At 65.0% G+C, this 25,191-nt stretch carries 19 protein-coding genes; 11 read left to right on the top strand and 8 right to left on the bottom strand.

The features are described from left to right. Positions 1 to 28: 28 nt before the first annotated feature. Positions 29 to 1,171, bottom strand: coding sequence for a glycosyltransferase (locus NDO75_RS12255; RefSeq protein ID WP_310906593.1), 1,143 nt, complete (start codon positions 1,169 to 1,171; stop codon positions 29 to 31). A 547-nt stretch (positions 1,172 to 1,718) separates the two neighbouring features. Here NDO75_RS12255 and NDO75_RS12250 point away from each other — a divergent pair. Genes NDO75_RS12250 through NDO75_RS12240 form a run of 3 tightly spaced genes read left to right on the top strand, consistent with a single transcriptional unit; the run spans position 1,719 to position 4,161 of the window. After that, a complete protein-coding gene (locus NDO75_RS12250; protein WP_345784901.1) occupies positions 1,719 to 2,000 on the top strand; it encodes a hypothetical protein in 282 nt (93 codons plus the stop codon). Then, positions 1,997 to 3,127 carry a DUF4350 domain-containing protein gene (locus NDO75_RS12245; protein ID WP_310906590.1) on the top strand — a complete coding sequence of 377 codons (1,131 nt, stop codon included), beginning with the start codon at positions 1,997 to 1,999 and terminating at the stop codon, positions 3,125 to 3,127. The genes NDO75_RS12250 and NDO75_RS12245 overlap by 4 nt, the downstream gene beginning before the upstream one ends. After that, the gene (locus NDO75_RS12240) at positions 3,124 to 4,161 is read left to right on the top strand and encodes a MoxR family ATPase (RefSeq protein ID WP_310906589.1); all 1,038 of its coding nucleotides are present in this window, start codon (positions 3,124 to 3,126) and stop codon (positions 4,159 to 4,161) included. The genes NDO75_RS12245 and NDO75_RS12240 overlap by 4 nt, the downstream gene beginning before the upstream one ends. A 47-nt stretch (positions 4,162 to 4,208) precedes the next feature. On the opposite strand, the gene NDO75_RS12235 is transcribed toward NDO75_RS12240, so the two are convergent. The 3 genes from NDO75_RS12235 to NDO75_RS12225 are packed head-to-tail and all read right to left on the bottom strand — an operon-like array spanning position 4,209 to position 7,164. Beyond that, positions 4,209 to 5,126: a hypothetical protein gene (locus tag NDO75_RS12235; RefSeq protein ID WP_310906588.1), complete on the bottom strand. Its 918-nt coding sequence runs from the start codon at positions 5,124 to 5,126 to the stop codon at positions 4,209 to 4,211. After that, positions 5,123 to 5,644 carry a hypothetical protein gene (locus NDO75_RS12230; protein WP_310906586.1) on the bottom strand — a complete coding sequence of 174 codons (522 nt, stop codon included), beginning with the start codon at positions 5,642 to 5,644 and terminating at the stop codon, positions 5,123 to 5,125. The genes NDO75_RS12235 and NDO75_RS12230 overlap by 4 nt, the downstream gene beginning before the upstream one ends. Continuing rightward, positions 5,641 to 7,164, bottom strand: coding sequence for a DUF58 domain-containing protein (locus NDO75_RS12225; protein WP_310906584.1), 1,524 nt, complete (start codon positions 7,162 to 7,164; stop codon positions 5,641 to 5,643). Before NDO75_RS12225 ends, NDO75_RS12230 begins: the two co-directional genes overlap by 4 nt. A gap of 170 nt (positions 7,165 to 7,334) precedes the next feature. On the opposite strand from NDO75_RS12225, the gene NDO75_RS12220 reads away from it, so the two are divergent. The 3 genes from NDO75_RS12220 (at position 7,335) to NDO75_RS12210 (ending at position 12,080) form a co-directional block, all read left to right on the top strand. Continuing rightward, on the top strand, positions 7,335 to 9,413 hold the full coding sequence (locus NDO75_RS12220; protein ID WP_310906583.1) for a DUF4129 domain-containing protein: 2,079 nt from the start codon (positions 7,335 to 7,337) through the stop codon (positions 9,411 to 9,413). Between the two features lie 201 nt (positions 9,414 to 9,614). After that, complete coding sequence (locus tag NDO75_RS12215) at positions 9,615 to 10,820, top strand: winged helix-turn-helix domain-containing protein (protein WP_310906582.1); 1,206 nt, start codon at positions 9,615 to 9,617, stop codon at positions 10,818 to 10,820. Positions 10,821 to 10,943: 123 nt separating this feature from the next. Further along, a complete protein-coding gene (locus NDO75_RS12210) occupies positions 10,944 to 12,080 on the top strand; it encodes a DUF1616 domain-containing protein (RefSeq protein ID WP_310906581.1) in 1,137 nt (378 codons plus the stop codon). 353 nt (positions 12,081 to 12,433) lie between these two features. Here the strand turns inward: NDO75_RS12210 and NDO75_RS12205 are convergent, their stop codons facing one another. Continuing rightward, a complete protein-coding gene (locus NDO75_RS12205) occupies positions 12,434 to 12,670 on the bottom strand; it encodes a hypothetical protein (protein ID WP_310906580.1) in 237 nt (78 codons plus the stop codon). A 1,041-nt stretch (positions 12,671 to 13,711) separates the two neighbouring features. Beyond that, positions 13,712 to 13,873 (bottom strand): HVO_A0556 family zinc finger protein, encoded by a 162-nt coding sequence (locus NDO75_RS12200; RefSeq protein WP_310906577.1) that lies wholly within the window; start codon positions 13,871 to 13,873, stop codon positions 13,712 to 13,714. A gap of 449 nt (positions 13,874 to 14,322) precedes the next feature. Here NDO75_RS12200 and NDO75_RS12195 point away from each other — a divergent pair, with 449 nt between their 5' ends. Both NDO75_RS12195 and glmS read left to right on the top strand, forming a co-directional pair. Further along, positions 14,323 to 15,510: a sugar phosphate nucleotidyltransferase gene (locus tag NDO75_RS12195; RefSeq protein ID WP_310906576.1), complete on the top strand. Its 1,188-nt coding sequence runs from the start codon at positions 14,323 to 14,325 to the stop codon at positions 15,508 to 15,510. Beyond that, the gene (glmS, locus tag NDO75_RS12190; protein WP_310906575.1) at positions 15,510 to 17,300 is read left to right on the top strand and encodes a glutamine--fructose-6-phosphate transaminase (isomerizing); all 1,791 of its coding nucleotides are present in this window, start codon (positions 15,510 to 15,512) and stop codon (positions 17,298 to 17,300) included. The genes NDO75_RS12195 and glmS overlap by 1 nt, the downstream gene beginning before the upstream one ends. Before the next feature lie 959 nt (positions 17,301 to 18,259). Here glmS and NDO75_RS12185 read toward each other — a convergent pair. Further along, a complete protein-coding gene (locus tag NDO75_RS12185) occupies positions 18,260 to 18,424 on the bottom strand; it encodes a hypothetical protein (RefSeq protein WP_310906574.1) in 165 nt (54 codons plus the stop codon). A gap of 685 nt (positions 18,425 to 19,109) precedes the next feature. Next, positions 19,110 to 21,077, bottom strand: a complete 1,968-nt coding sequence (locus tag NDO75_RS12180) for a CocE/NonD family hydrolase (protein ID WP_310906573.1) — start codon at positions 21,075 to 21,077, stop codon at positions 19,110 to 19,112. Positions 21,078 to 21,562: 485 nt separating this feature from the next. Between NDO75_RS12180 and NDO75_RS12175 the strand changes: the two genes are divergently transcribed. The 3 genes from NDO75_RS12175 (at position 21,563) to NDO75_RS12165 (ending at position 25,163) form a co-directional block, all read left to right on the top strand. After that, positions 21,563 to 22,720 (top strand): cobalamin-independent methionine synthase II family protein, encoded by a 1,158-nt coding sequence (locus NDO75_RS12175; protein WP_310906572.1) that lies wholly within the window; start codon positions 21,563 to 21,565, stop codon positions 22,718 to 22,720. Positions 22,721 to 22,994: 274 nt separating this feature from the next. Beyond that, a complete protein-coding gene (locus NDO75_RS12170) occupies positions 22,995 to 24,362 on the top strand; it encodes an alpha/beta hydrolase (RefSeq protein ID WP_310906571.1) in 1,368 nt (455 codons plus the stop codon). Positions 24,363 to 24,374: 12 nt separating this feature from the next. Further along, positions 24,375 to 25,163, top strand: a complete 789-nt coding sequence (locus tag NDO75_RS12165; RefSeq protein ID WP_310906570.1) for an acetoacetate decarboxylase family protein — start codon at positions 24,375 to 24,377, stop codon at positions 25,161 to 25,163. The last annotated feature ends 28 nt before the right edge of the window (positions 25,164 to 25,191 follow it).

Below are 25,191 nucleotides of genomic sequence, written 5' to 3'. Positions count from 1 at the left end.
GCTTTTGCTGACAGTATTTTACTGCGATTCATTCGAACACCTCTCGCAGCTCCTCATCAACCTCCCACGTCCCGTCCCCCTCGCCGCGCAGGAGTTCGATTGCGGCGTGGAGGAGCGACACCTGTGAATCGAAGACGGCATAGACCGCCTGCAGGGGGCCGAGCAGGTCTTGTTGGCCGAGCCAGATGACGCCAGCAAGGGCGACCGGCACACTGAATCCGGCCAGGCCAGCAATCGATACGGCAGCCGCGGTCATCGCCAGTACGTTGAGCGCAACCAGCCAGGGCGAGATCACCATGAACCACCAATTAAATGGTAAGACGACCCGTCCGTACCTGCCGTACTTCCCAAGGGCGTCGTGGTGCTGGACGAGTAGCCGAATTAGCCCCATTCCCCTGCGGTCCTTTTGGAGGCGGCGCTTGCCGAACGCGGAGTGGGAGGCTTCCATATACTCCACGGCAGGGTCGAAGATCACACGGTCGCCCTGCCGCCGAATCTTCAGTGCGAGCTCCGTGTCATCGGCCAGTGAGTTCGGGTCGATCGGCAGCAGTGCGTCCGTCTCAAATGCGGAAAACGGGCCGTGAAAGATGAGCGTCGAGTCGAGGTGGGACTCCAACTGCTGGATGTGGCTCTGGATGCCGCGGTAGCCGGCTTCAACCTCGCTTCCGCCGAGCACCTCAACGTGTTGTCCCGTAACGGCCGCGACCTCGTCGTCCGCCAGGTTCGCGGCGGCTTCGCGGAGAACATCTGGCGCGAGTTTCGAGTCACAGTCGGTTTTCACGACCATCTCGTTCGACGCCGCGGCGTAAGCGTCGTTGAGCGCCGGGGCGAGCCCACGCCGTTCGTCTTCTTCTAACAGCACGAGCTCTGGCGCGTCACGATCCGCGAAGTAGTCCCGGATAATCGCCCGCGTCTCGTCAGTCGAGGAATCAACGACAACGAGTTCGACCTTCTCCATCGGATAGTCGAGTGCGAGTAGGTCGTCGAGTTTCGTCTCGACGATCTGTGCCTCGTTGTATGTCGGGAGCACGATACTGACGGTGGGTTCGGCAGGTTCCTTGTCCGCTGGCGATCCTACCGGTCGAAGCCATGCATACAGTAGGAGATAGCAGACATAGGGCGTCGCCGTCACCACAAAAAGCACGACGGCTGCTATGGCAAGCATATTCATGCGCGAGGGATTGTGAGCGGTGGCTAATAAACTTCTTCGTCCACGGATGGCCCTCTTAGGGCCGACGTTCTGTATGAGAGTCGTCGGTTCGGCGTGGCATGCTGGTCGTGTGGCGGGCCGGTGGAGTGGTGGTCGGAAAGCTACAGGTCCCCATCTGTAAGCAATCTCTGCGGTCGGACCGCTTGCGTGTCTGCCCGATTCGAGCACCCCCGTGTTCTCTGCTCACAAATACGCCGCTCTGGATCTGGATCAGGAGACGGGGCCTGTGGCCTGTATGGCGATGTCGGGCTCATCGAGGGGGACCGTGTAGTGAGTTCCCGTTGCAACTGAGCCCGTCGCTCGGCTGTCCATAGAGCGGTAAGCACATCAACCAGTGGGGCCATCCCTTTTCGGTCAGCCGTAGGACAGACTAGATTCGTAGTAGCCCGCTGGTCCGCGATTCGAGGGAGTGGAGGTCGGGGATCGCGGCCGGTTGCTCGGAGTCCACCCCCTCGTCGCGAGGAGAGTGCGCTATGTTTAGGTATCCCGACGCCACTTGTCCGGACAGATGCCAACCCAGCGTCGGATGCGGTTCGTCCGCGGGCAAGTCGCGTGGATGGTCGCGACGGTGCTGGCGCTCGCGCTGCTGGATGCCGCCACCTACGAGCTGTTTTTCGTCTGCTCGCTAATCGGCTTTCTCGTCGTCACGGAGCTGACCGCCCCGTTCAACGTTACACCGACGTGGCGCCGCCGGCTTCGGTGGCTGATCCTACTCGGCCTCGTCGGGTTTTCGGTTATCGTCGTCCGGCGGATCCTCGGGATCCTGCCGCCGGGGGTGAGTCCGGTATGAGGTCGCTTCGCGCTCTAGTCGACGACGGTGGCCGGATCGACTGGCCGCGAGTGCTGTTACTCGGACTCGTCGTCACGGTCGTGCTCGCGCTGGGCACCGTGGCTGCGACGTCGTCGACCGCGTTCGGACTCTACAATCCCTCGTGGGACGGCTCGTCCGAGTTCCGACAGGACGTTGAGAGTCATTCACAGGTCGAACGCCATCTGCTTCGCGATACGACCCGGTACGAGAACTTCCCGGCCAACGAGACGGTCGCGTTCGTTATCGCGCCAAACGACCCCTACGAGGGGGAGGACCTCGAACACGTCCAAGAGTTCGTCGCGCGCGGCGGGACGCTCGTCGTTCTCGAGAACTTCGGTGAGCCGGGGGCCGCGCTCTTGGCGGACCTCGAGACCGAAGCGCGCCCGAACGGACAGGTGCTCCGGGATGAGCGTCATCACTTCCGCGGGCCGGCAATGCCGGTCGCACCGATGGTCAAGAATCACACGCGGACGGCCGGTGTCGATCGGCTGACGCTCAACTACGCGACCGCCATCGACCCCGGCAACGCGACCGTGCTCGTTGCCACTAGCGAGTTCGCGTATCTCGGTCCCGAAGACGAGGAGTTGGACGACCAGGACGAGCTCCGGTCGTATCCGGTTGCGACGATCGAGAACGTCAGCGACGGGCACGTCGTTGTTGTTGGCGATCCGAGTCTCACGATCAACACGATGTACGACGAACCGGACAACGCCGCGTTCGTCCGTGGCTTGTACGCGGATGCGGACCATGTCGTCTTCGACCACTCACACGCCGCCGGCGTGCCGCCACTGACCGGCTTGCTGCTGGCGATCCGCGCGTCACCGCTCTTGCAGGTACTCGTCGGGTCCATCGGGATTGGCATCGTGACACTCGGCTCGTACGTCCGCGGCCGCTCCGCCGTCGAGACCATCCGGTCGCGGCTGCCGGCTCGGTTCAGACCCGCTGGCAGTCAGTCCACCGAGACGGGCGCTTCCGGGCCCGGGCTCGCCGACGCCGAACGCGCCGCGTATCTCCGGAACCGGCATCCCGACTGGGACGAGGAGCGGATCCAGCGCGTGATAACAGCGCTTAACCATCCCCAGTCGGAAGAGGAGGCCGACGAATGAGCGGCACCACCGACCCGGCCGACGGGGCAAGCAGCGACCCCGAAGCTGTCTACGAGCGGTTAGCGACGGAAATCGACCGTGTGCTCGTCGGCAACGACGACGCGGTCGAATACCTGACGGTCGCCCTCTTGATTCGCGGCCACCTCCTGCTCGAGGGGGTCCCGGGGGTCGCCAAGACGACGCTCGCGAACCTCTTCGCGCGGACGACCGGACTCGACCACAACCGAATCCAGATGACCCCCGATACGCTGCCGGCCGACATCACGGGGACGCGCATCTACCGGCAGAACAGGGGCACGTTCGACCTCCAGCGTGGCCCCGTCTTTGCCAATCTTGTCGTCGCCGACGAAATCAACCGGGCGACGCCGAAGACACAGAGCGCCTTGCTCGAAGCGATGGAGGAGCGCCGTGTGACTATCGAAGGTGAAACCCTGCCGTTACCCGACCCCTTCATGGTTGTCGCGACGCAGAACCCGATCGAGGCCGAGGGCGTGTCGCCGCTGCCCGAAGCGCAGCGCGACCGCTTTCATTTCAAACTCGTCATTGATCTCCCCGAGCGGACGGCCGAGCGGGAACTCCTCGATCGGTTTGACGATGCGCCGAACCTCGGCGCTGACGACGTCAGCCAAGTCATTGAGCCACAGAGCATCGCCGACGCACGCCGAACCGTCCAGCATGTCCACGTCGCACCGCCCGTCAAGGAGTACGCACTCGACCTCGTCACCGCGACGCGCGAGCACGCGAGCGTCTCCTACGGCGCCTCGCCACGTGCGTCGCTCGCGTTTCTCAACGGCTCGAAGGCGCGGGCTGCGATCCACGGCCGCGACTACGTGATTCCCGACGACGTGAAGGCGCTGGCTGAGCCAGTGTTGCGCCATCGCCTTGTGCTGAATACCGACGCCGAATTGAGCGCCATCGAGCCGACCGATGTCGTCGCGGAGATCGTCGACGCCATCGAGCCGCCGGGCGCCGACGTCCCCGGCCCAGACGAGCCGCGTGCCGCAAGCGACGGCGGCAGTACCCCGACAGAGTAGGACACATCTCTGTCCTCGGGGACTGGCAGTACCCTGTTACAGTGGAGCTAGACCGTCGCGATCTCTTCGTCCAGACTCTCTTCGAGAGTCGTTTCAGTCGAGCCGTCGGCGTCCCACCGACACGTGACGAGCCACTCGGCCCGCTCGTCACCCGGTGTGACCTCGAGCCGGATCGGCCGCTCGAGGCCTGTGGCGAACCCGACCGCGAGAAACGACGCGATCGGATGGTCGAAGCGATCGACATCGCCGAACACGCTGTTATCGACCGCGACAGTGACGCGGCCCGAGTCGACATCAATGTTCGACTCAGCGCTGCCCGCGAGCTCGAACTGCTCGACGAGCCCGTCTGCGAGCTGGGTCGCAAGCGGTGCCGGCGCAGTCGCGAGGTCAGCGGTCAACGCACGTTCGAACTCCTCGAACAGTGTCGCCCCCGTCGGCTCGAGAACGAGCCCGCGGTGGGCGGGATCGGTCTGGATCGGTCCCTCGAGATCGTCGGCCGTGGGGAGGTCGTCGGTCGCCCGCTGGGGGACGTACAGGCGTACATCTGTCCCGGGCAGATAGATGCGATCATCCCCGAGGCCGAGTGCATCGGTGATCGCGGCCTCGTTCGCGGCCAGCGCGGCGTACACCCGCGCGCTGACGTCCGCTGCGACGAACGTCCCGGGTGTCAGGTAGTAGGTCAACACGCCGCCGAACAGCCCCGTCGCGGCCAGCGCGAACAACACTGTCCGCCCATTGGGGAAGACCAACCCACCGAGGGCAGCGAGCCCACCGACGAGCGCGAGCCCCGCCGCAGTGCGACGGTACTGTGACTGTCGGGTGCGGGCGTATTCGGCACGCAGCCGCCGATTCTCCTCCTCGAGGAGCTCCGCTCTCGCCGCGAGGGCGAGGCGGTCGTCGGTCGCCTCGGTCGGCTGGTCGGTCGTCACGGTTCGGTCGGTCACGTCGCTATCACTCATGTTCATGTCTCGTGTTCATAGGTCGGTTCGGTGTCGGCCGTGGATGCATCGTCGCTGGTCGAAACCAGTCCGAGTCGGACGAGCGCGAGCCGGTGACAGCCGTACGTGGCGCCCGCGAAAAGCCCAAGCACGGCCACGGCGGCCAGCCAGGTCGCCTGTGGCCGGGTGACGTACCATGCGGCGGCCGCCAGCGAGAATGCGCTCACGATCGCGACGGTCCCAACGCGCCCGGGACGTGTGCTCCGACGCAGGGACGCGAGCACGACGGCTCCGAACGCCGCTTCGATACCCGCGACCGGCACTAGATCGATCCCGTCGGGGAAGCAGGCGACGAGCGCCACATGGCCGACTGCCAGCACGTACGGCGGTCCGAGGACGACGCCGATGAGTGCAGTCGCAAGCCCGCCGAGGACGCCGATCGGGCCGGCACCGGCGCCGAACGCCGCGACGAGCAGGCCGAGGGCGATGATCGTCGGCCAGTCGCGGCCGGGCGCGGCCGGGACCGACTCGATTCGCCCGCTCACGCCCGCCCACCTCTCATCCGGCCCGCCTCGAGGACAGTCGACAGTCGATCGGCCGGACCGACTTCGAGGGCCGTCACGTCGTCCAATCGGGCGAGGTCTCGCCGGAACTCCTCGAATTCGACGTAGCGTTCGTAGGCCCGATCGACGTCTGCCAAGCCCCCCGGCTCATAGAGGACGGATGGGGCGAGAAAGACCGTTACGCCCGTTCCCCCGCGTCGCGCCCGCATGACGGTCTCACGAAGCTCCGCCGGCCGTGAGTCATCGGTGAAGATGACGGTCCACCCACGGTCACGAGTGTTCGCCATCTCGGTGGTGATGGCGCCGTACAGCGGCTCCTCAGCGATCCGCGTGCGGTAGACCTGCTGCTCGTCATAGAACGGGCGGAGCGTCCGGGCGAACGCGTCGTCCGAATCCGTAAGATCGGCGAGTGCTTGCCGAACGTCCGCCGGCGTAGGTTGGCGGTGTCGGCCCTGGCTCCGAGGCGTGCCCGAGCGGGTCGTCGCTGCCGAGGCTGGGCTGCCCTGCCCGCTCGCTCCGACCCCACCTGCGTCAGCGGCGCCCGGCGGACGCAGTGGGTCTGCCGTCATCGTCGGCTCGAGCTCGAGTAGTCGCCGGCGCACTGGGTCAGACATGGTCGACGCGGTGGTCATGTCGAGACGGTCAGTAACGCCCTCGTCGCCGACCGTCACGAGCTTGAGCGGATCATTGTGCCGCCGCGCAGTCGCCGCGAGCGCGAGCGCTACGTCGCGGAGGTAGTCGAGTTTCGCCCCGCCTTGCGGCCCGGTCGCCAGCGCGGCGCGATGGTCGACGACCAGCAGCGTCCGGCGGTCGGTCTCGGCCTCGTATTCGCGGACATATGGCCTCATATGCCGTGCCATCGCCTTCCAGTCGATCCGGTTTCCCGCGTCACCCGGCACATACTTACGCACCGCAAGAGGGTCGATCCCCGTTCCCGTTCGCCCGGCACCGTGTGCGCCGTACGCCGTGGCGACGCGGTCGCCGCCCTCGCCGACGTGGATCGATCGCGGGGTGGGCGGTTCAACCGTGACAACCGGTGACGAGCCGACGGGAAGCGTTTCGCGGAACAGCCCGTCCGTCGCCGTCACGGTCGCGGTGTCGAACGCGTGGCGACCAGCGACGGGCCAGGTGACAGACAGCGTTTGTGCCGCCCGTTCGGCGGCCGGCGTCAGTGTGACCTCGAACGACTCGGGCGCAGTAGCCGCGATTGGCAGCCCGCCGCTGATCTCGAGGGTCAGTGCTGTCTCGGTATCCCGCGTCGCCGTGAGTGTTACTGCCTCGGCGGCACCGGTTTGCACGGCGGTCCGAGCGGGGGTCTGGGTGACCGAGAGTGACGCCACTGTCTGTTCGAGGTCGCGGAGGAAACGATACTGGTGGGCCAGTAGCCACGCGCCGACCAACGCTGCACCGATCAGGGGCAGCGGATCTGCAATGATCACTGCGAACACGGCGAGTACGACGGTGAGTCCGACGACCGTCCATCCCCGGCGCGTGGGATACATGTATGGACTGATTTCAGTGTCTGATGTTCAAAGTATTGATTACCCGTCGATCGGCCGGCGGTGCGGTCAGCAACTATAGGACGCGTCGACAGCCTTCGGCATCAGAACTCGAGGTGCGAGCCGTCGGTCGAAAGAATATCTTATTTGTGTGCACTCTAAACCGTCTCGCCGTGACTCCCGTCGTCGGTCGCACAGTTGTCGTCGCGCTCCTCGTCATGGCACTGGCGAGTCCCGTTGGACTCGCCGCCTCGAGTGCGACCGTTGCGGCGGACGGTGACGCCGTCCAGCGCATCGCGGCCCAACAAAACGCTACCGAGAACCGAAGCGAGATCCCTGCTCATCGGAACCCCGACGACTACGCCGAGAACGGTGACCTCGCGGCCGTCGAGGGGTGGCTGACGGAGCGGCTGACTTCTCAGCTCGGGGAGGGGGCGATCCAGCTGAGCGAAGGCGAGTACGACCTCGCGAGCGAGTACGTCGGCGAGGAGTACCGCGAGCGACTGGGCCAGTACGTCGATGTGGCGGGCGAGACCGAGGGCGAGGGTCTCGCGGATGAGTTCGAGCGAGCCGGCGAGAAACAGGCACGGCTGTCAGAAGCCGTCCAGGAATACCGGCAGACGAAAGCACAGTACGAGACTGCCCGCGAAAACGGCAACGAAGACCGGGCGCGCGAACTCGCGCGGAAACTCGAGTCCCTCGCAACCGAGATCGAGTCTCTCGGCGGGGAAGTTCGCGAGCACTACAACGAGATCGAATCGGCAACAGGTGGCAATCTTTCCGAGTCCGACGCCGCGGTCGAGAACGTGACGACCGACATCCGGTCCGAACAGGCGGTCGTTCGCGCACAGGAATTCGTGGAGACGGAACTGACGCTGACCGCCGACCGTGAAGGGATCTCGTTCCTCGAGCCACTGGTCGCGACGGGCGAACTGCGGACCGCGGACGGTGCCCCGATCGCGAACGAAGAGATCCGGCTCACTATCGGCGCCCGAACCGAGCGCGTCACGACGGATGCGACGGGCGCGTTCACCCTCGAGTATCGGCCGAGAGAGGAGTCGCTGTCGACCGCCAACCTCACGATCGAGTACGTCCCCGACCCGCAGTCGGTGTATCTGGGGGCTGATGCGAACGTCAGCGTCTCGATCGAGCAGGTCGAGCCGACCGTGTCGCTGACCGAGACGCCGAGCGAACTCTCGTATGGTGAGGGCGGTGCCGTCACGGGTGAGCTTCGCGTCGACGGGGTCGCCGTCGACAACGTCGCTCTGCCAGTGACCGTCGACGGCCAGCGCGTCGGCACGGCGACGGCTCGAAACGGGACGTTCCAAACCGCTGTCTCGCTGCCGGCATCCGTCGACGACGGTCGGCGGAACCTGACCGTTCGGCTGCCGTTCGAAGACCGAGCTCTCGCCGCGGCGGCCACCACGACGACGGTGGCCGTCCGTCAGACGAAAACCACCCTCTCGATCGATGCAGTGCCGGCCGGCGATCGGTCACTGACGGTCGACGGCACGCTCGAGACGGTTGCGGGCGATGGCGTTCGCGGCGAATCCGTCATGTTGCGAGTCGACGGCTCGACCGTCGCGACTGCCACGACCGGCGCGAACGGGACGTTCGAGGAGACCGTCACCCTTCCGGACTCCGTCCAGGGTGGTGAGGTGACCGTGACAGCGGCCTATGAAGCGAGTCGTTCTAATCTCAAGGGGGCGACGGCCCACGCAGTCGTGGCGATAGGTGAGGCCCAACCCGGCCCGTCGAATACGGTCTGGCTTGGGGCCGGGTTCATCGCCCTGATCGCGGTCAGCATCGGTGTCTGGTTGGCCCGCCGCTCTGGTGGAAACGAACCGACCCCGACTGATTCGCCTGAGACGGACAATCCGGCGGGCGAACCGGCGGCTGCGGCACGGTTGGCCGATGGAGAGGCCGTCGCGTCGCTGCTTGACCAAGCGCGCGACCAGCTCGCGGCCGGCCGGCCGAACGGCGCGGCCCGGACCGGCTACGCCGCCGTGCGGCGGGCGCTGGCGTCGCATGTTGACGCCCGTTCCGCGCTGACCCACTGGGAGTTCTACCGGACGTATCGGTCCGACACGGCAGACGATGCGGCCCTGCTCCGCGACGTTACCGAGGCGTATGAGCGCGCCGCCTTCGACCGCGACGGCGTCTCCGCCGACGAGGCGGCACACGTTCTCGAGCGCGCCCGCCACCTCTGTGACCTCGAGGAGCCAGCGGCCGATGGCATCGCCGACGACTGATGCCCTGACCGGCTGGGCGAGGGCCATCGCTGTCGGAGCGTGAGTTTCGTCAACCGAAACGCTATGCGGCCGATCAGTGGTGGTCGCGCGATCCAGTATCAGACAGCGACATAAATGGCTGTATCAGTCACGGCGAAACGGTATAACTATTCAGACTAATCGGTTTCACGTAATGTGGTTTCGGAGAACGAACGGGGGAACATGAGTAAGAGTGGAGCAACCGAGCAAGCACAGGGTACTGAGCGCGATTCGACGTATCCACGAGCGATCATCCACAAGCGCATCCTCGAGGTCGCGGAGGCACAACCCGAGGCATCGATGGACGAAATCGCTGCAGAAGTCAGCGCGGCGACACCCATGCTGGTCGACCAGGTCCTCGAGGAGTACGGCGATCCGGGTGACGACGCCGAAGACACCGTATCGACGACTGCTACCGGCGAGGCGACACCGGCCGATGAAGCGGTAGACGCCGAATCGATGACCGACGAGGCAGCCACGAGCGGCCAGGCGTCCGAGCCAGATGAGAGTCATGGATCGCCGGACGAATCAGCGGTGGGTGACCACTGGAGTAGGACGGACGAGTCGACCGAAGTTGCGCCGCTTCCCGAGCCGGACACGGTCACCGAGAAACAGCTCGAGACGCTGCGCGCGATCCGCGAGCGGCCGACCGCGACGCAGGCGGCGCTCGCCGACCAACTCGGTGTGGCCAGCGCGACGATCAGCCAGCGCGTCAACGGGATCGACGGCTTCGACTGGGCGACGCGACGGGCGTTCGTCGAGCGATTCTTCGCCCAAGACGGAATCCGATCCTCCGAGGCAGCAACGGTCGACGAGCAGGCTGCGGCCACGTCATCCGGGGCAGACGAAGGCGACGCGGCGGCCGACGACGCTGCCGCCGAGGCGACCGAGACGGACACGACTGATAAGACGGCTAAGGCATGCGATGCCGTTGGCCGAGCCAGCGGCTCGGCGGTGCGTAGCGACGGCGGGGACGTCTCCGCCGAGCCTGCCGACCGGGACGCAACGCCGCGGGAGGAGTCGGATAGAACGCCGTCTGCGGAACGAGCGGCAACACCCAACGCACACGCGGACAACCACGACCGGGGCCCCAACCACGCCAGCACCGCTCCGACGGAAGCAGCACGTGCCACCTCAGTCGCGGCGCTCACCGACCGCGTCGCCGAGCTCACGGCCCGCCTCGAGACGCTCGAAGAGCAGGGTGGCCGCGGCCGCGACCATACGGTCGATCCCGCGCTCGCTCACAAGGTGCTTCGGGCTTGTTTCCGGGCCGACGATATCTCGACCGACGAGGAGATCGAACTCGTAGACGGCATCCTTGCCGCGGACAATGCCGCAGTGAGTCGACCAGTCGAGACGTCGGACACAGAGCCCTCGAGCGCGGACTAGTGCGGGCGAGTGGCCTCGACGGGTCGCGGTGGCCGCGAGCCGCTGCCGGTACTCGTGGCTCGCGATCGGTGCGGAGAGCCCAATCGGATCGTTTTTCATACCGCCGCCGAGAGGAGTGAGTGAATGGTCGCGTTCCGTTCGCTGTGGCTGCTCCTCCCGCGGCCGGTCAGACGGCTGCCGGCCGATCTCGCTGCCGTACTTGTGTTGGTCGTCGCCACGAACGTCGCCGCATTGGCTCCCGTGCTCCGAGAGACGCCGCTTCGGGTGCCGCTCGGGCTCGCGTTCGTGCTGTTCGTTCCCGGCTACGCGTTCATCGCGGCGCTGTTTCCCGAAGCTGGTGCGTCGCCGGCGGTTGATGGGGAGGCAAGCAGTGATGAGCCGGAGACCGGCTGGGGGACATCCCTCACCGCCCGGGACGGGATCGACGGCCTCGAGCGGGTCGCGCTCTCCTTCGGGCTGAGTATCGCCATCGTCCCCCTGATCGGGCTCGTGTTGAATTTCACGCCGTGGGGGATCCGATTGGTACCGATTCTGCTCGCGGTCAGCGCCTTTACGCTCATCGCGACTACCGTCGCGGCTGAGCGACGGCGGGCGTTGCCACCTGACGAGCGGTTTCGGGTGCCGTACCGGGCGTGGATCGCTGCCGGTCGGGCAGAGATGCTCGAGCCAGATACTCGAGCCGACGCCGCGCTCAACGTGGTGCTCGCGTTGTCGGTCGTGCTTGCGGTCGGGAGCGTCGGCTATGCAGTGATGGTTCCGCCCGATGGCGAACAGTTCTCGGCGATCTACCTGCTGACCGAAGACGACGACGGCGAGCTCGTGGCCGACGGCTATCCCGCCGAGTTCGTCCGGGGTGAGTCCAAGGACGTGATCGTCGGCATCGACAATCACGAGGGCGAACGGACCGCGTACACAGTGGTGGTCCTCGAACAAGACGTCGAGGTGGTGCGAAACGAGACGGCGTCGAGTGGCAACACGACGGTCACCGAGACGATCGTCCGCGACCAGCGGGAACTCGACCGGCTGCAGACGACGGTCGCGGCCAACGAGAGCTGGCACCACGACTACACCCTCACGCCGACGATGGTTGGGCAAAACCAGCGTATCGTCTTCTTGCTGTTCCCCGGCAGCAACGTGCCCACCGAGCCCTCCATGGCGGATACGGAGTACTCCGTCCATCTCTGGGTGAACGTCTCCGAGTCATCGGGCGGGAACACGGGCTTGGCCCCGCGATACGCGCCTGCTCGTGCTAGTTCCTAACTTGCTACTGGTGTAGCGAGTTCGGATAGTCTCACCACGATCGCCATCTTACCCTCGTCGGTAGATAGCGGACTTGGGCAACCGGGCCTTGGCGGTTTCGACCTCAATATAGTCCGCAGACGTTGGCGGCGCGCTCACCCAAGATCAGTCTGCGCTCCTGTGTGGTGTCGGCCAGAGGCACATAGGTTGTCCTCTCGCCAACCGGACCGTCGGAGAGACAGCCGGCAGCCCCCTGAACCCCGTCGAATAGTAATCAGAAGCACCGCTGAGGTATCTCAGATCGGCGAAAGACAGGGCCAATGGCGGAGACCTCACCACTGTTGGCGGAACGGCTGTATGGCTACACTAGCTTTTTATACGCCATGGCGCTGGCGATAGGCGTCGCAGATCAAGCCGGCGAACCGCTTGCGCTCGCTACAGGCGTGACAGAGCTTGCTGGACTCGGTCTCGAGATCGATCGCCGCCGTGCTTCGAGTCGCCCCTGACGTCGCGTGTGCGGGCCCGGCTGCACTGACGACGCGGCGCACCGCGGCCGCCGGGCATCGCTCACACTCGGTGTCGGCGTCGGTGTCACGCGAGGAGCTCCCCATCGGTGTCCGGTCGTCCCCATCCCGTGCTTCTTATGCGTTCTGGCCACTCGTGTACCTCCCGTTGACCGTCGCTCTGTGGGCTCTCCGTGCAAGCTGCAGTACAGGGTACTAATCGAATGAAGGCGTGGACAGGATCCCGACGCAGGTGATCGTCAGATCGGCGTCGGACTGTGCGTGATTGGGTGAGCCCCCATATCCTGCCCACTTGGTAGTACTAAAAACTGCTATCTAAAGCTACTGGCCAGCGGTTCGGCCCTCGTCCCACGACGCCTGCTACAAGATGCGGCCGTGGTCGCCCCCGATAGCGGGCACACGATTCCGGCTGCTTCGGGGCCGACGCCCGTCTCATCTCTCGCCTCGGTGGTCCGCTTGCGCCGGGCGATTCCGGCTGCCGTCTGGGCCCCAAGCAGCTAATTATCACTGAGCAGAACAGGTCGGTGGCCGTCCCATTCCGGTCAGCCACCGCCGATGGCGTGCCTTGTCTCTGCGACCCACTGTACTATCCACCGCTCAGAAGGGGTGGGCCGCCTGACGCACCAGTTGCGGTGCCCGGCATCCCGTTCACCGTCGGAGCCTGCCCGTCGCGTCGGGCGCGGCCGTCCCCCCTTGCCCGACGCACTGTCGCCCGAGCAGGAGACCGATGGCCGACTATATATATTTCCGTGACTTTCACTTGGCCAGCAATGTTTTGTCGACACGAATCCGATGAGTAGGTGGTGGGGGAGGCTCTGTTGGAAACCCAACATCCGACCAACCCGAGACACCGGCCCCCGCCGCCCCGAGATCGGCCCGCCGTGACGTCAATAGCCACCTCGTGCCGATCTCGACCCTCGGTATGCCGCCTGCTGGTGACGTTCCCTGTCAGCTACCACGTTCGCCACCCGTTAGCAGTTCGGGTGGTGCCTGGTTGTGTCCCCTGGCAACACCGGCAGCCAGTCTGACTTCGATTGGGCTGCAGAGTCTGTCATCTGTGTGCGAGGCGTCGATCGCTGTCCCGACGTCTCGCTCGCGTCGTCACCGTCGTCGCCGGTCCACACGCAGCTACCAGAGCTGCACGGTAGGCGTCCCGCAGTTCGTACAGAGCATCGCCGTGTTCCCCTTGTACGTCCCCGCCGTGAGCCGCCCATCGTCACAAAACGCACACGGCTGGCCCGCCAGGTGCTCGCGGAGCTCGTGCTCCATACTAGAATCGATCGATTGCATTCCTTCCTAGGCCGTCTCACAGGCGTGGTATATACTTCGTGGCTCCGGAAGGACAGCGATTCAGACATATTTCGGTACACCGTTCGGCGGGAGTGTGGTGACAGGCGGAAAGCGGCTGGTCCCCGATGCTTGCCCCAACGCAAGGAATGTCTCGCTGCACCAAGACAGAAGCTGTCAGACCGAGCCCGGTAGCACACCGAAGCACGGCCAGAGACAGCAGCGGGGCCGGCAGACGGGGTAGCGGCCGTCTTGCTGGACCGTGCCTTGAGATTGTGACCGTGCTCGCGCACGTGGCCGACCGCGGGCCACCGCATCGATCCTCTCTCGGGCTGGGTCCTAGTACCCAGGCACGTCCCGCGGACTGCGTCCTAGTACCCATGTAAGTCCCAGCCCATGACTATTCACGTAGGCCGATAGGAATAAGGCGCCCCTCACGTATCGACTTTGCAATGAATTCGACCTCCGCTGTCGTCCTCGCAGGGGGAGAGGGGACGCGGCTGCGGCCGCTGACCCAGCATCGGCCCAAGCCGATGCTCCCAGCCGCGACGACACCGATTCTCGAACATGTCTTCGACCAACTCCTCGCGGCCGGGGTGACCGAAATCACCGTCGTCGTCGGCTACGGCCGCACCCGTGTGCAGGCCCACTTCGGGCCGACCTACGAGAACGTCCCGTTGACGTATGTGACCCAGGAGCGCCAGTTGGGGAGCGGCCACGCGCTGTGCGCTGCCGAGACCGCTATCGATGGCTCGTTCCTCGTCGTCAACGGGGATCAGCTGGTCGACAGTCAGATTATCAGTGACGTCCGGAAAGCTCACGCGGCAACCGAGGCCACCGCGACGCTGGGGCTGCTCAATCGTGCCGAGGTCAGTGAGTACGGCGGGGTGCTCTGTGAGGAGGGGACCGTCACAGAGCTGGTCGAACAGCCCACCGACGACCGCGGCTATCAGCTCAACGCCGGCGTCTATGCGTTCGAGCCCCGCATTTTCGAGGCACTCCGCGAAACCGACACACAGCCCGGCGAGCAGTCGCTGATCGACGGCATTCGCGAGCTCTGTGCGTCGTCCGCCACGGTGCGGGGCGTCGTCTCGGAGGGGCTCTGGGTCGACGCAACCTATCCGTGGGACCTGCTCGACGTCTCGTTCGAGCTGTTCGAGGCCGGTCTCGTTGCCGACGACCACGCGGCGGCCATTGCCCCGTCGGCGACGGTCCACGAGTCGGCGGTCGTCCGCGAGCCGGTCGTCGTCGCCCCCGATTGTGAGATCGGCGCCGGGGCCGTCGTCGGCCCGTACGTCTGTCTGGGCGACAACGCGACGGTCGGCTCGAACGCGGTTGTCGAACAGAGCATCATTGACGCGGATACCCGTGTCGGCGCTGGTGCGACCGTCACTGACTGCGTCACCGGCATCGGCGTGACGATCGGCAACGGGACGACGATCCCCGGCGGGCCGGGCGACGTCCGCGTCGGCGATCGCGTCTTCGAGGACGAACAGCTCGGCGCACTGTTGGCCGATCGGGTCGTGGATCAGGGCGGTAGCACGTACGTTCCGGGGGCGATCGTCGGGCCGGATGCCGTCGTCGAGGCCGGGGCGACCGTCCGCGGGACGCTCGACGCGGGCACGGAGGTGCGGTCCTAATGTGTGGAATCATCGGCTACACCGGCACCGACGGCGCTGTCGGTGATGTATTGTTGACCGGGCTCGAGGGCCTCGAGTACCGTGGGTATGACTCCGCCGGCGTGGCGATCGCGGACGAGTCGCTGGCGGTCCACAAACGCGAAGGCGAGGTGGCCGCCCTGGAAGCGGCCCTCCCCGACACCGGCCTTGGCGGCACCGCCGGCATCGGGCATACGCGGTGGAGCACGCACGGGCCGCCGACCGACGCGAACGCCCACCCGCATACGGACTGTGCCGAGTCGGTCGCCGTCGTCCACAACGGGATCATCGAGAACTACCAGACACTGCGCGCCGATCTCGAGGCCGGCGGCCACGAGTTCACCAGCGAGACGGATACGGAGGTGATCCCCCACCTGATCGAGACCGCGCTCGCGACGGGGGCCAGCCCCGAGGCCGCGTTCCGAGAGGCGGTCAGCCAGCTCGAGGGGAGCTACGCCGTCGCGGCGGTGTTCCCCGGCAGCGAGACGGTGTACGCCGCCCGCCACGAGTCGCCGCTCGTGCTTGGGATCGGCGACGACGGCCACTATCTGGCGAGCGACGTGCCCGCGTTCATCGAGTATACCGATCGCGTCGTGTATCTCGAGGACGGTCAGTTCGCACGGGTGAACCCCTCTGGAATCGTTGTCACCGACGCCCAGGGGGCCGTCGTCGAGACGGCCGTCGAGCAGATCGCGTGGGACCCCGAGGATGCGGGGAAAGCCGGGTACGACCACTACATGCTCAAAGAGATCAACGAACAGCCCCAGGCGCTCCGGCAGTGTCTGCGCGAGCGCGTCTCCGAACTTGACGGGACGGTGACGATCGACGAGTTGGCGGCGCTCGAGCCGACGGGTCCGGTGCAGTTCGTGGCCTGCGGGACATCGTATCACGCCGCGCTCTACGGCGCGCGATTCCTGCGCGCCCAGGGAGTGCCCGCGCAGTGTTTTCTCGCCAGCGAGTACACCGTTGACCAGCTCCCGGTCGGCGAGGAGACGCTCGTCGTCGGCGTGACACAAAGCGGGGAGACGGCGGATACGATGAGCGCGCTCCGGGCCGCCAACCGCGTCGGGGCGACGACGCTGGCGCTGACCAACACGGTCGGCAGCTCGGCCGCCCGGGAGTGCGATCACGTCATGTATATCCGGGCCGGGCCGGAGATCAGCGTCGCCGCGACGAAGACGTTCGCGAGTCAGCAGGTCGCGCTGGCAATGCTTGCGGCGACATTGGCGGGTGAGACGCCCACGGCGTTGTGCGAACGCCTGCGCGCCCTGCCCGATCAGGTCCAGCAGGTGTTGGATATGTCTAACGCGCGCGCGGTCGCGGAGGCCTACGAGGCGAGCGACGCCTACTTCTTCATCGGCCGGGGGTACAACGCGCCGGTCGCGCTCGAGGGGGCACTGAAGATGAAGGAGATTACGTACAAACACGCCGAGGGATTTGCGGCTGGCGAGCTCAAACACGGTCCGCTCGCGCTGGTCGGTGAACAGACACCGGTGTTCGCGATGGTGACCGGCGATGCGAGCGCGTCGAAGACGCTGGGGAACATAAAAGAAGTCGAAGCACGCGACGCGCCTGTGGTCGCCGTGACCGATTCGCCCGCCGTCGTCGGGCAGTATGCGGATCACGTGCTCGAGGTCCCCTCAGCGGGGCCGCGGCTGACGCCGGTCCTCGCAAACGTCCAGTTGCAACTCGTTGCGTACTGGGTGGCCAACCGACTCGGGCGGTCGATTGACAAACCGCGCAACCTGGCGAAAAGCGTCACCGTCGAATAGCGTGATGAGCCCGGTAGCTGGGCGTGTGAGGTGTCGATCACCCGCATTCCGTGGCCCGCCAGTCGCCGTCTGGTGGCCTCGAGGTGGAATTGTCCGATCCTGAGAAAGTGATTAGAGTGTTTATGTGTGTCTGACGTTACGATCTGTTACAAGCGCCAATGAAAGAACTCGCCAAATCACTGCTCTTTGGGAAACCGACGGCGACCGTCATTCGGGAGTGCCGGCAGTGTGGGACCGGAGTGACGGCGCCGGCCGACCGATGTCCGCAGTGTGGGGGCGCCGAGATCGTCGAGTATACGATCGATTGATAGCGGTACACAACAGAGTCGGGTTGCCAGTCGTACCACTGATAGCCTCCGTAGCGTCTCGCGTGCTGGGCTGTCGCTCATTGCTGCCGGTCGTAGTGGCCGTCGCAGGGCGGGTGGGTTGGCGAAAGTATCTATTCCCCAGACGGGTACCCGTAGCTTTTATCAGTTATAATTTATGATTGCGTCAGCATCTCACCAGTCGTGGCGCTGTTCGACCGATCGACGTCGCTCGCGGTGCAGTCGCGGTCACGGAGTGGGGCTCTCTTCGCACTAGGCTGTGGTACCCCTCGATGGTCCTAGTACTAGGGCCAGATAGCAGCCATCGGATGACTGGCACGATGGCGGTTACAGGCTCAACGTGGCAGGAATGGACACCGGCGGATGACAGCGTGAGTCGATCGCAGCCCCGCGGCGCCCCCTTACAGCGCATCGGCGGCAGTGTAAGCCACCGCGACAGACACCCCTGGCTCCCAGGGGACAGGTGCGGTCTCAGATAGGCGTCTTCGTCACTGTGGAGACCGGCGATGAGCGAGGCGACTCGACAGCCGGGTTAGCGACTATCACATCAAGTTACACTGCTTACACGAGCTACCGATCGCGCACGGCGTGATGGGTTCCGCGGCTGGGCCAGCGTGTGCCCGTGGGTGGGCCTCACCCCTCGTCGGCGGTGACGTCCCCGTTGGGATCGATCCCCGCGCCGTCTTGGAGTTCCCGGTAGGTCGTACAGCGGGGACAGCCGTGGACTGCTCCGTCGATTCCGAAGACGCGAACGAAGTCACGCGTTACGTATGCGTCACACTCGGCACAGGTAGGCATCAGTTCGGACAGGTGAATAAACACACATAAATCCATGCCCTGTTGGCCAGTGACCGTGTGGCTGGCTGCCGGTGTCCGCAAATCCGGGAGGTGTAGTCTGATATCTTGATCCTCCCGGAGCCGGGCCGTCACGCCGACCATGTGTCCTGTCAACAGATATCGTAGTATCGATTCAGGTGCATCTCGGGCTATGAGAGTTGGTTGGAGTACTAGGGCGGCCACGGCTGGCGTCGTGGATGGCGATCACAGGTGCGAACCTACAGAGATCGTGTCCGTAACGCTGGTCTCCGTCGGGATCGGGAACGGAGCGAGTCCGAGGGTGGCCGCCAGTTCGGTTGCGTTCGCCTTGGTTCGCACCCCGGTAAACAGCCGGCCATCTTAGGTCCTCCGTCGTAGCTCTGCGCCACGCTCGGAGCGATCGACGAGGCATGTACACGCCTTAGCCGACCCCCACGCTGCAACGGGTTCCCCGGATCCATAACATCGTTGTCACACAGGGCCGCGGTGGGTGCTCGATGTGGCCTGTAGACGTCAGATCGGTGTCGAGCCGTGTCTGGATGGGGTTGTCCCTGGTCCTTCCCCGGTCACTGGACCACCATCATCATCGTGACTGGCTCCCCACACTCTCGCATCGCACACAGTAACACCAGCACGGACGGCCCCACGTCTGGCTGTGGGCGCTCACCTAGTGGGAGATCCCGTTCCCGTCGCGTTTCGGCACCGGACCTGGAATGGTCATTGCTTCGAGTTCGGCCATTGGCACGACCGGCAGTTCGACGTGTGAGGGGCGCTCGGAGTCGTGGAAGATCGTCTGATCGGCCGTGACGCCTTCCGTCCCAGCCAGTCCCTCGCCCGTGTTCAGGTTCCGGCTGTATCGGGGGAAGTCACTGCTGGTGATATCAATACGAATGCGATGGCCGGCCTCGAAGACGCGGGCGGTCGGCCAGATGCCGATCTGCCATTCGTAGACCTCGCCCGGCTCGAGTTCGGTCACCTCCGTATATGTCGCCGCGTCACGCGGATCAGCGCTCACATCGCCGATCCGGCCACGGCGGGCGCCTTCGGCGACGAGAAGGCCACCCGCGGTCTCCGTCGGCTCGACGTCTGAGAGTGTAACGACGAAATCCGTGTCGACCGCCGACGTGGATGCGTACAGGGTGGCCGTGATCGGCCCGACAACGGCGATATCCTCCTCGAGGATGTCGGTCTGATAGACGAGAATGTCGTCCCGGTTGCCGTACGCCGTCGCCCGGTCGGCAATGCCGGCGCGCCAATAGAGGTTGTAGCCCCCAACGGATTCGACAGGGTCGCTCGGATCGTACGTATACTTATCCGGCGGCTCTTCTCCCGGCGGCTCGGTCGACAAGGTGCCGCCGTACTCGTAGCTGCCGCCGCCGATGGTATCGATGTTCGCATCGCCTGCACTGTGAAGATAGTATTTCGTCGGCTCACTCGCTGTTGGTGGATAGTCGTCGGCCCCGATCCACTCGTCGAGCCCGGGGACGTACACCCGCACGGGCGGGTTCCCGACCGTGTCACGTTTCCCTTTGAGGGTGCGGTTGAACCAGGCCAGTTGGAGCGCCATCTCGTCTAGGGTGGAATTCGCTGGGAACTCGTACACCGACCCGGTCACCATCCCCTGGGCCTGGGTCGCTTCGGCGGCGTGCGTGTACGGACCCATGACGAGCATCGTGTCGGCGTCTGCCCCGCCTGCGTCCCGAAGGCCCTGATAGTTCTGGACGGTCCCTTGCGTGTAAATGTCGTACCAGCCGCCGTAGTTCAGGACGGGCACGTCCACCGCGTCGTATCGGTGGGTGTGATCGAGCGGCCCCCAGTACTCTCGACTGTAAGCTTCGTTCGCGAACCGTTCTTGGAGCCACGGGATGTCCGCCTCCTGGAGCGGCTCGTAGGGATCCACGGGCAGGTCCCAGTACAACTGCTGGAGCGTTTCGTGGGCCCGTTCGAGGGCTGTCCGGGTCTCATCAGCGAGGCCCTCAAGATCGAGGGCGAGCCCGTGGTTGTACGCCAGCGTGTGTGAAAGGAGGAACGCACCACCCACGAACGCGCTATCGGCGTAGTAGTTCGCATGGGCGAACCCTGGCGCCATCGTCTCCAGATGCGGCGGGAGCGTTTCGTTATGGGCGAGACCCCACTGTGTACTCCCCATGTACGAGACGCCGTATGTCCCGACTTTCCCGTTCGACCACGCCTGGGTGGCCGCCCACTCGACCGTGTCATACCCGTCTTCGATCTCGTTGCGATGGGGCGTGAACTCGCCGTTCGAAGCGAACCGCCCGCGGACGTCCTGGACGATGACGGCGTACTCGTGGCGGGCAAAGGCCTTCGCCTGGGCGCCGAAGTACGCCTTGTTGTACGGCGTCCGACAGACGAGCGTCGGATACGGGCCTCGTGCAGTATCACTGGGGCCAGCCCCGGCGGGGAGATAGATGTCCGTCGCGAGTGCCGTCCCGTCGCGCATCTCGACCATTACGTCCGACTGGACGGTGACCTCTTCAACCGGCGGGTTTTCCGTGACCGATGACTCGGCGGCCGCCTGTGCACTCGTCAGGGCGAGCAACCCCGCAATGGCACTCCCGGCCCCGACACCTTCCAGAAACCCACGCCGTGACAGCGGTATCTCCTGTTCTACCATAGGCCGAGTGGTCCGGGGCACCTTGTGAATAGTTGGCACCTATCGTGCCGGAAATAGTCTCGTACATAGGAAAATCACGCTTTGGACGACGACAACTGCACTACCGCAGACCGATCACTCTCAGCGTTCCCGTTGGCGCCGTGGCCGGCCGCTACCTCACTCTCGAGGACGACGACTGGACGGACGACGGAAACTGGATTCTCGAGTTAACAAGGCGTCCAACCCGACGTGCGCCTACTCGGACCAGTACGAGCATCCGCTGCCACGACGGAGACCTGGCTCAAGGTCCTGATCGAGGCGGACGAAAAACGTTTCACTGAGCCAGCATCGGCGAAACGGTCGACCACGAGCAGTGGATGTCCTGTCCGCCGGGACGACGATGGTCGAATCATGACCGGACGATGATCACCGGAATCAGACGTTTCACCCGTGCGACAGGCATCGAGTTATAGTAGGCTGCTTGTCGATTGCCGAATGAGACGCCAATGACCGATACCGACGCCCGCATTCGCACGACGCACATCGGGAGCCTCCCTCGACCACCGGAGCTACTGAAACTGCTCAAAAACCGCCAGGAAGGTGTAGACGTCGACGAAGACAAGTGGACCACGACCGTCGCGGATGCCACGAGGACCGTCCTCAAGCGGCAGGCCGACGCCGGACTCGACATCGTCAACAATGGTGAGCAGTCGCGGGTTTCGTTCAACTGGTACGTCGCTGACCGATTGAGCGGGATCGACGGGACGCGCGAACAGGAGCTCTGGGCGGACCTCCAAGAATTCCCAGAATACGCTGAGAAGACGTTCAAGACGGACGTCATCGACCTCTCAATGCACCCTGTCGTCACGGGGTCCGTCGAGTACACCGGTGCCGACGAGGCCAAAGCCGAACTCGAGGGATTCCGCGAGGCTCTCGACGCTGTCGAGACCGACGTCGAGGGAACGTTTATGACCGCAGCGTCGCCGAGCATCGTCACGGCCACGCATGTCAACGAGTACTACGACTCCTACGAGGAGTTCCTCTTCACCGTCGCAGACGCGATGGCCCAAGAGTACGAGCTCGTGGCCGAGACTGGAATGACCCTTCAGATCGACGCGCCGGAACTGCTCACAGCCGGCCACACGGCGGCCTTCGCGGACGAACCCCTCGAGGAGGTCAAAGAGGTCACGCGCCTCCACGTCGAGGCGCTCAACAAGGCCCTCACGAACATTCCCGCAGAGCAGGTTCGCCTGCACACCTGCTGGGGGAGCTACGAGGGGCCACATCACCTCGATACCGATCTCGTCGAGTTGCTGCCGCTGATCTACGAGGCCGACATCTCGGGGCTAAGCGTCGAGCAAGCCAACCCCCGCCACCAGCACGAATACCGCGCGTTCGCCGAGCAGCCGCTTCCGGACGGGTGGACCCTGATACCGGGCGTCGTCGACGTGAAAACGAACATCATCGATCACCCGGAGACGATCGCCGACCGCCTCGACCGCGTCGCCGACGCGGTCGACGACTCGACGACGCTGGTCGCCGCGCCCGACTGCGGCTTCGGCACGCAGGCCGGCCTCGGCATGGTTGACCCCGAGATCGCGTGGGCAAAACTCGAGGCGCTCGTCGAGGGCGCCGAGATCGCGACCGAACGCCGCGACGGATAATCAGATCGGTCGCCTCGGCGGTCCCAGAACCCGCGCTGTCGCTCGCAATCTCGCGCAGGCTGTCCGCACGGATGTCTCGTCACTCGGTCGAATGTCGTCGTCGGAACAGCGGCCAAGAGTGACTCCGTGGTCCGTCTGCGGACATCTGAGACCCGTCTCTTTGCCGTTGCTGTTCTCCGATAGATTTATTCTACTATGTGTGGTATGATACCGTTCCTCAGTACCGTCGGTAGCGTTCACGCTACTCGAGCGGAGGAGGGAAGGTGACGCACTTATGACAGAGAAAACACTGGCCAGCGAGGAATGGTGGACCGAGTATCAAGACGTCGTTAATTCCGACCCGGAGATGGAACTGCACGGTCGGGACGCGTTCGACGAGAACTTCGTCGTCGGTATCGGAGAGGAGCACTTCCTCATCGAGATACAGGACGGCGCGGTACAGGACGTCCGAACGCCGGGGTTAGACGACGCGTGGTCGTTCGGCGTCGTCGGACCGCGCGACGCGTGGGAGGAATTCGTGAGCGAGGTGCCGGCGCCCCACCACAACGAGGTGTTCGCGTCTTTCTACCGCACCGCGGTAAAGGGGGAAGAGGGGTATTTCGACCTCATCGGCAATCACGAGAAGATCTTCCAGAACTTCCGATCGTTCCAGCGAGCCCTCGATCTCATGCGGACGACCCACACCGGTGACGAACCGCGTACCGAGGGCACCAATCGGCCGTCCGAACCGACAGACGAACCGATTACCGGACAGTACGTCACTGTCGATCTCGACGGCGTCGATCATCGCATCTACTACGAGGCGGCGGGCCCGGAAGACGGCATTCCGATGCTCTGTCAACATACCGCGGGCTGCAACAACCAGCAATGGCGCCACGTGCTCAACGACCCGGAGATCACCGAGCACTTCCGCGTGATCGCCTACGATCTGCCGCGACACGGGAAGTCGGTCCCGCCGTCGAGCGAATCGTGGTGGGCCGATCAGTACGATCTCACCGCCGAACGGTTTACGGACACCATCGTCTCCATCGCCGATGCGCTCGAGTTCGAGGACCCCGTGTTCATCGGCTCGAGTATGGGCGGGACGATCACGCTCGAGTTAGCGGACTGGTACCCCGACCGGTTCCAGGCGCTCATCGGCCTCGAGGCGGGCCTGTTCACGCCGGGATTTTACATCCAGTGGCTCGACCACCCGCACGTCAACGCGAACGACGTGAACTCCTATGCGACGTGGGGCCTGATGGCGCCTCACGGGCCGGAGTGGGCGCGCCGGGAGACGCTGTACCTGTACGAACAGGGGGCCAACGGCGTCCTCAAAGGCGACCTCCACTACTACTCCGTCGAACACGACTACAGCGACTCCGCCGACGAGATCGACGCCACGCAGGTCCGGATGTACCTGATGAACGGCGAGTACGATTACCTGACCAACCCCGACGATGCACGCGAGGCCGCCGCGGCCATCGGCGACGGCGCGACCGCCCACGAGATGAAGGCGACCGGCCACTTCCCGATGAGCGAGCGCCCGGAGCTCTTCCGGGCCTATCTGAAGCCCGTGCTCGACGATATCCGCGGCGTCCGAGACGAGCCCGTTCCCGAGGTCTTCGCGCCCGAGGACTTCGATGTCGATGCAAACAAATAGCGTTCCAGACCCATGACCACCAACCAGTTCAGTCCCGAGACGTACACCGGCATGCCAGACGGGACGCAGGTCCCGGCGCCACAGCTCATCAAGAACGCGCGCATGCTCATCGTCGGCTACGAGGCCGATCCCGAGGTGCTTGAGGCGGCGCTCCCACCGGGCCTCGACCCCCATCCGAACAACCTCGTGCAGATGAACATGTATCGGGTGCCGTCGGCAACGCAGACGAGCCACCTCGAGCCGTACACGCTCACCTACCTGACCGTGGAGGTCGCCGACCGCGATAGCACCGCGATCAGCGAGGCACAGGGCGAGATGTCGGTGCCCGGCCGGTTCTGGGTCGGCTACTGGAACGACTCGCCGCAGATGCAGGCGTTCGCTCGAGAGGGCGGCGGGATTCCGAGTCAAGCCGGCTCGTGTGAGTGGGCGGAAGACGACGGCGAGTTAGTCTCGACGCTCTCGGTCGACGGCGAGCCGGTGATCGAGGCGGCGGCGACCGTCGGCGACGACCAAATCGACACGCTCACCGGCCACCTCCACTACTACGCCCACCGGCAGCTCCCGGAGCCGACCGGCGGGCGCGCCCAAGTCAGCGAGCTCGTCGAGTTCCCGATTCCGTTCGTCAGCGAACTCTACGAGGCCGAGGTCGACCGTATCGACTTCGACTTTCCCGAGGACTCGCGGATGCAACAGTTCGCCCCGACGGAACCGCTCTCGACGCCGTCGATCCTCCACGGGACGGTCACGTTCACCTATCCCCAAGGGCGGCGCATTCGCGATTATCTTGCCGAGGGAGAGTAAGCGGGCCGGTAGCTGTATTTTTGCTGTC

Source organism: Natrinema sp. 1APR25-10V2 (genome assembly GCF_031626495.1).
Classification (GTDB): Archaea; Halobacteriota; Halobacteria; order Halobacteriales; family Natrialbaceae; genus Natrinema.
The sequence above is the reverse complement of the archived record's forward strand: the minus strand, read 5'-3'. Positions and strand labels throughout refer to the sequence as shown.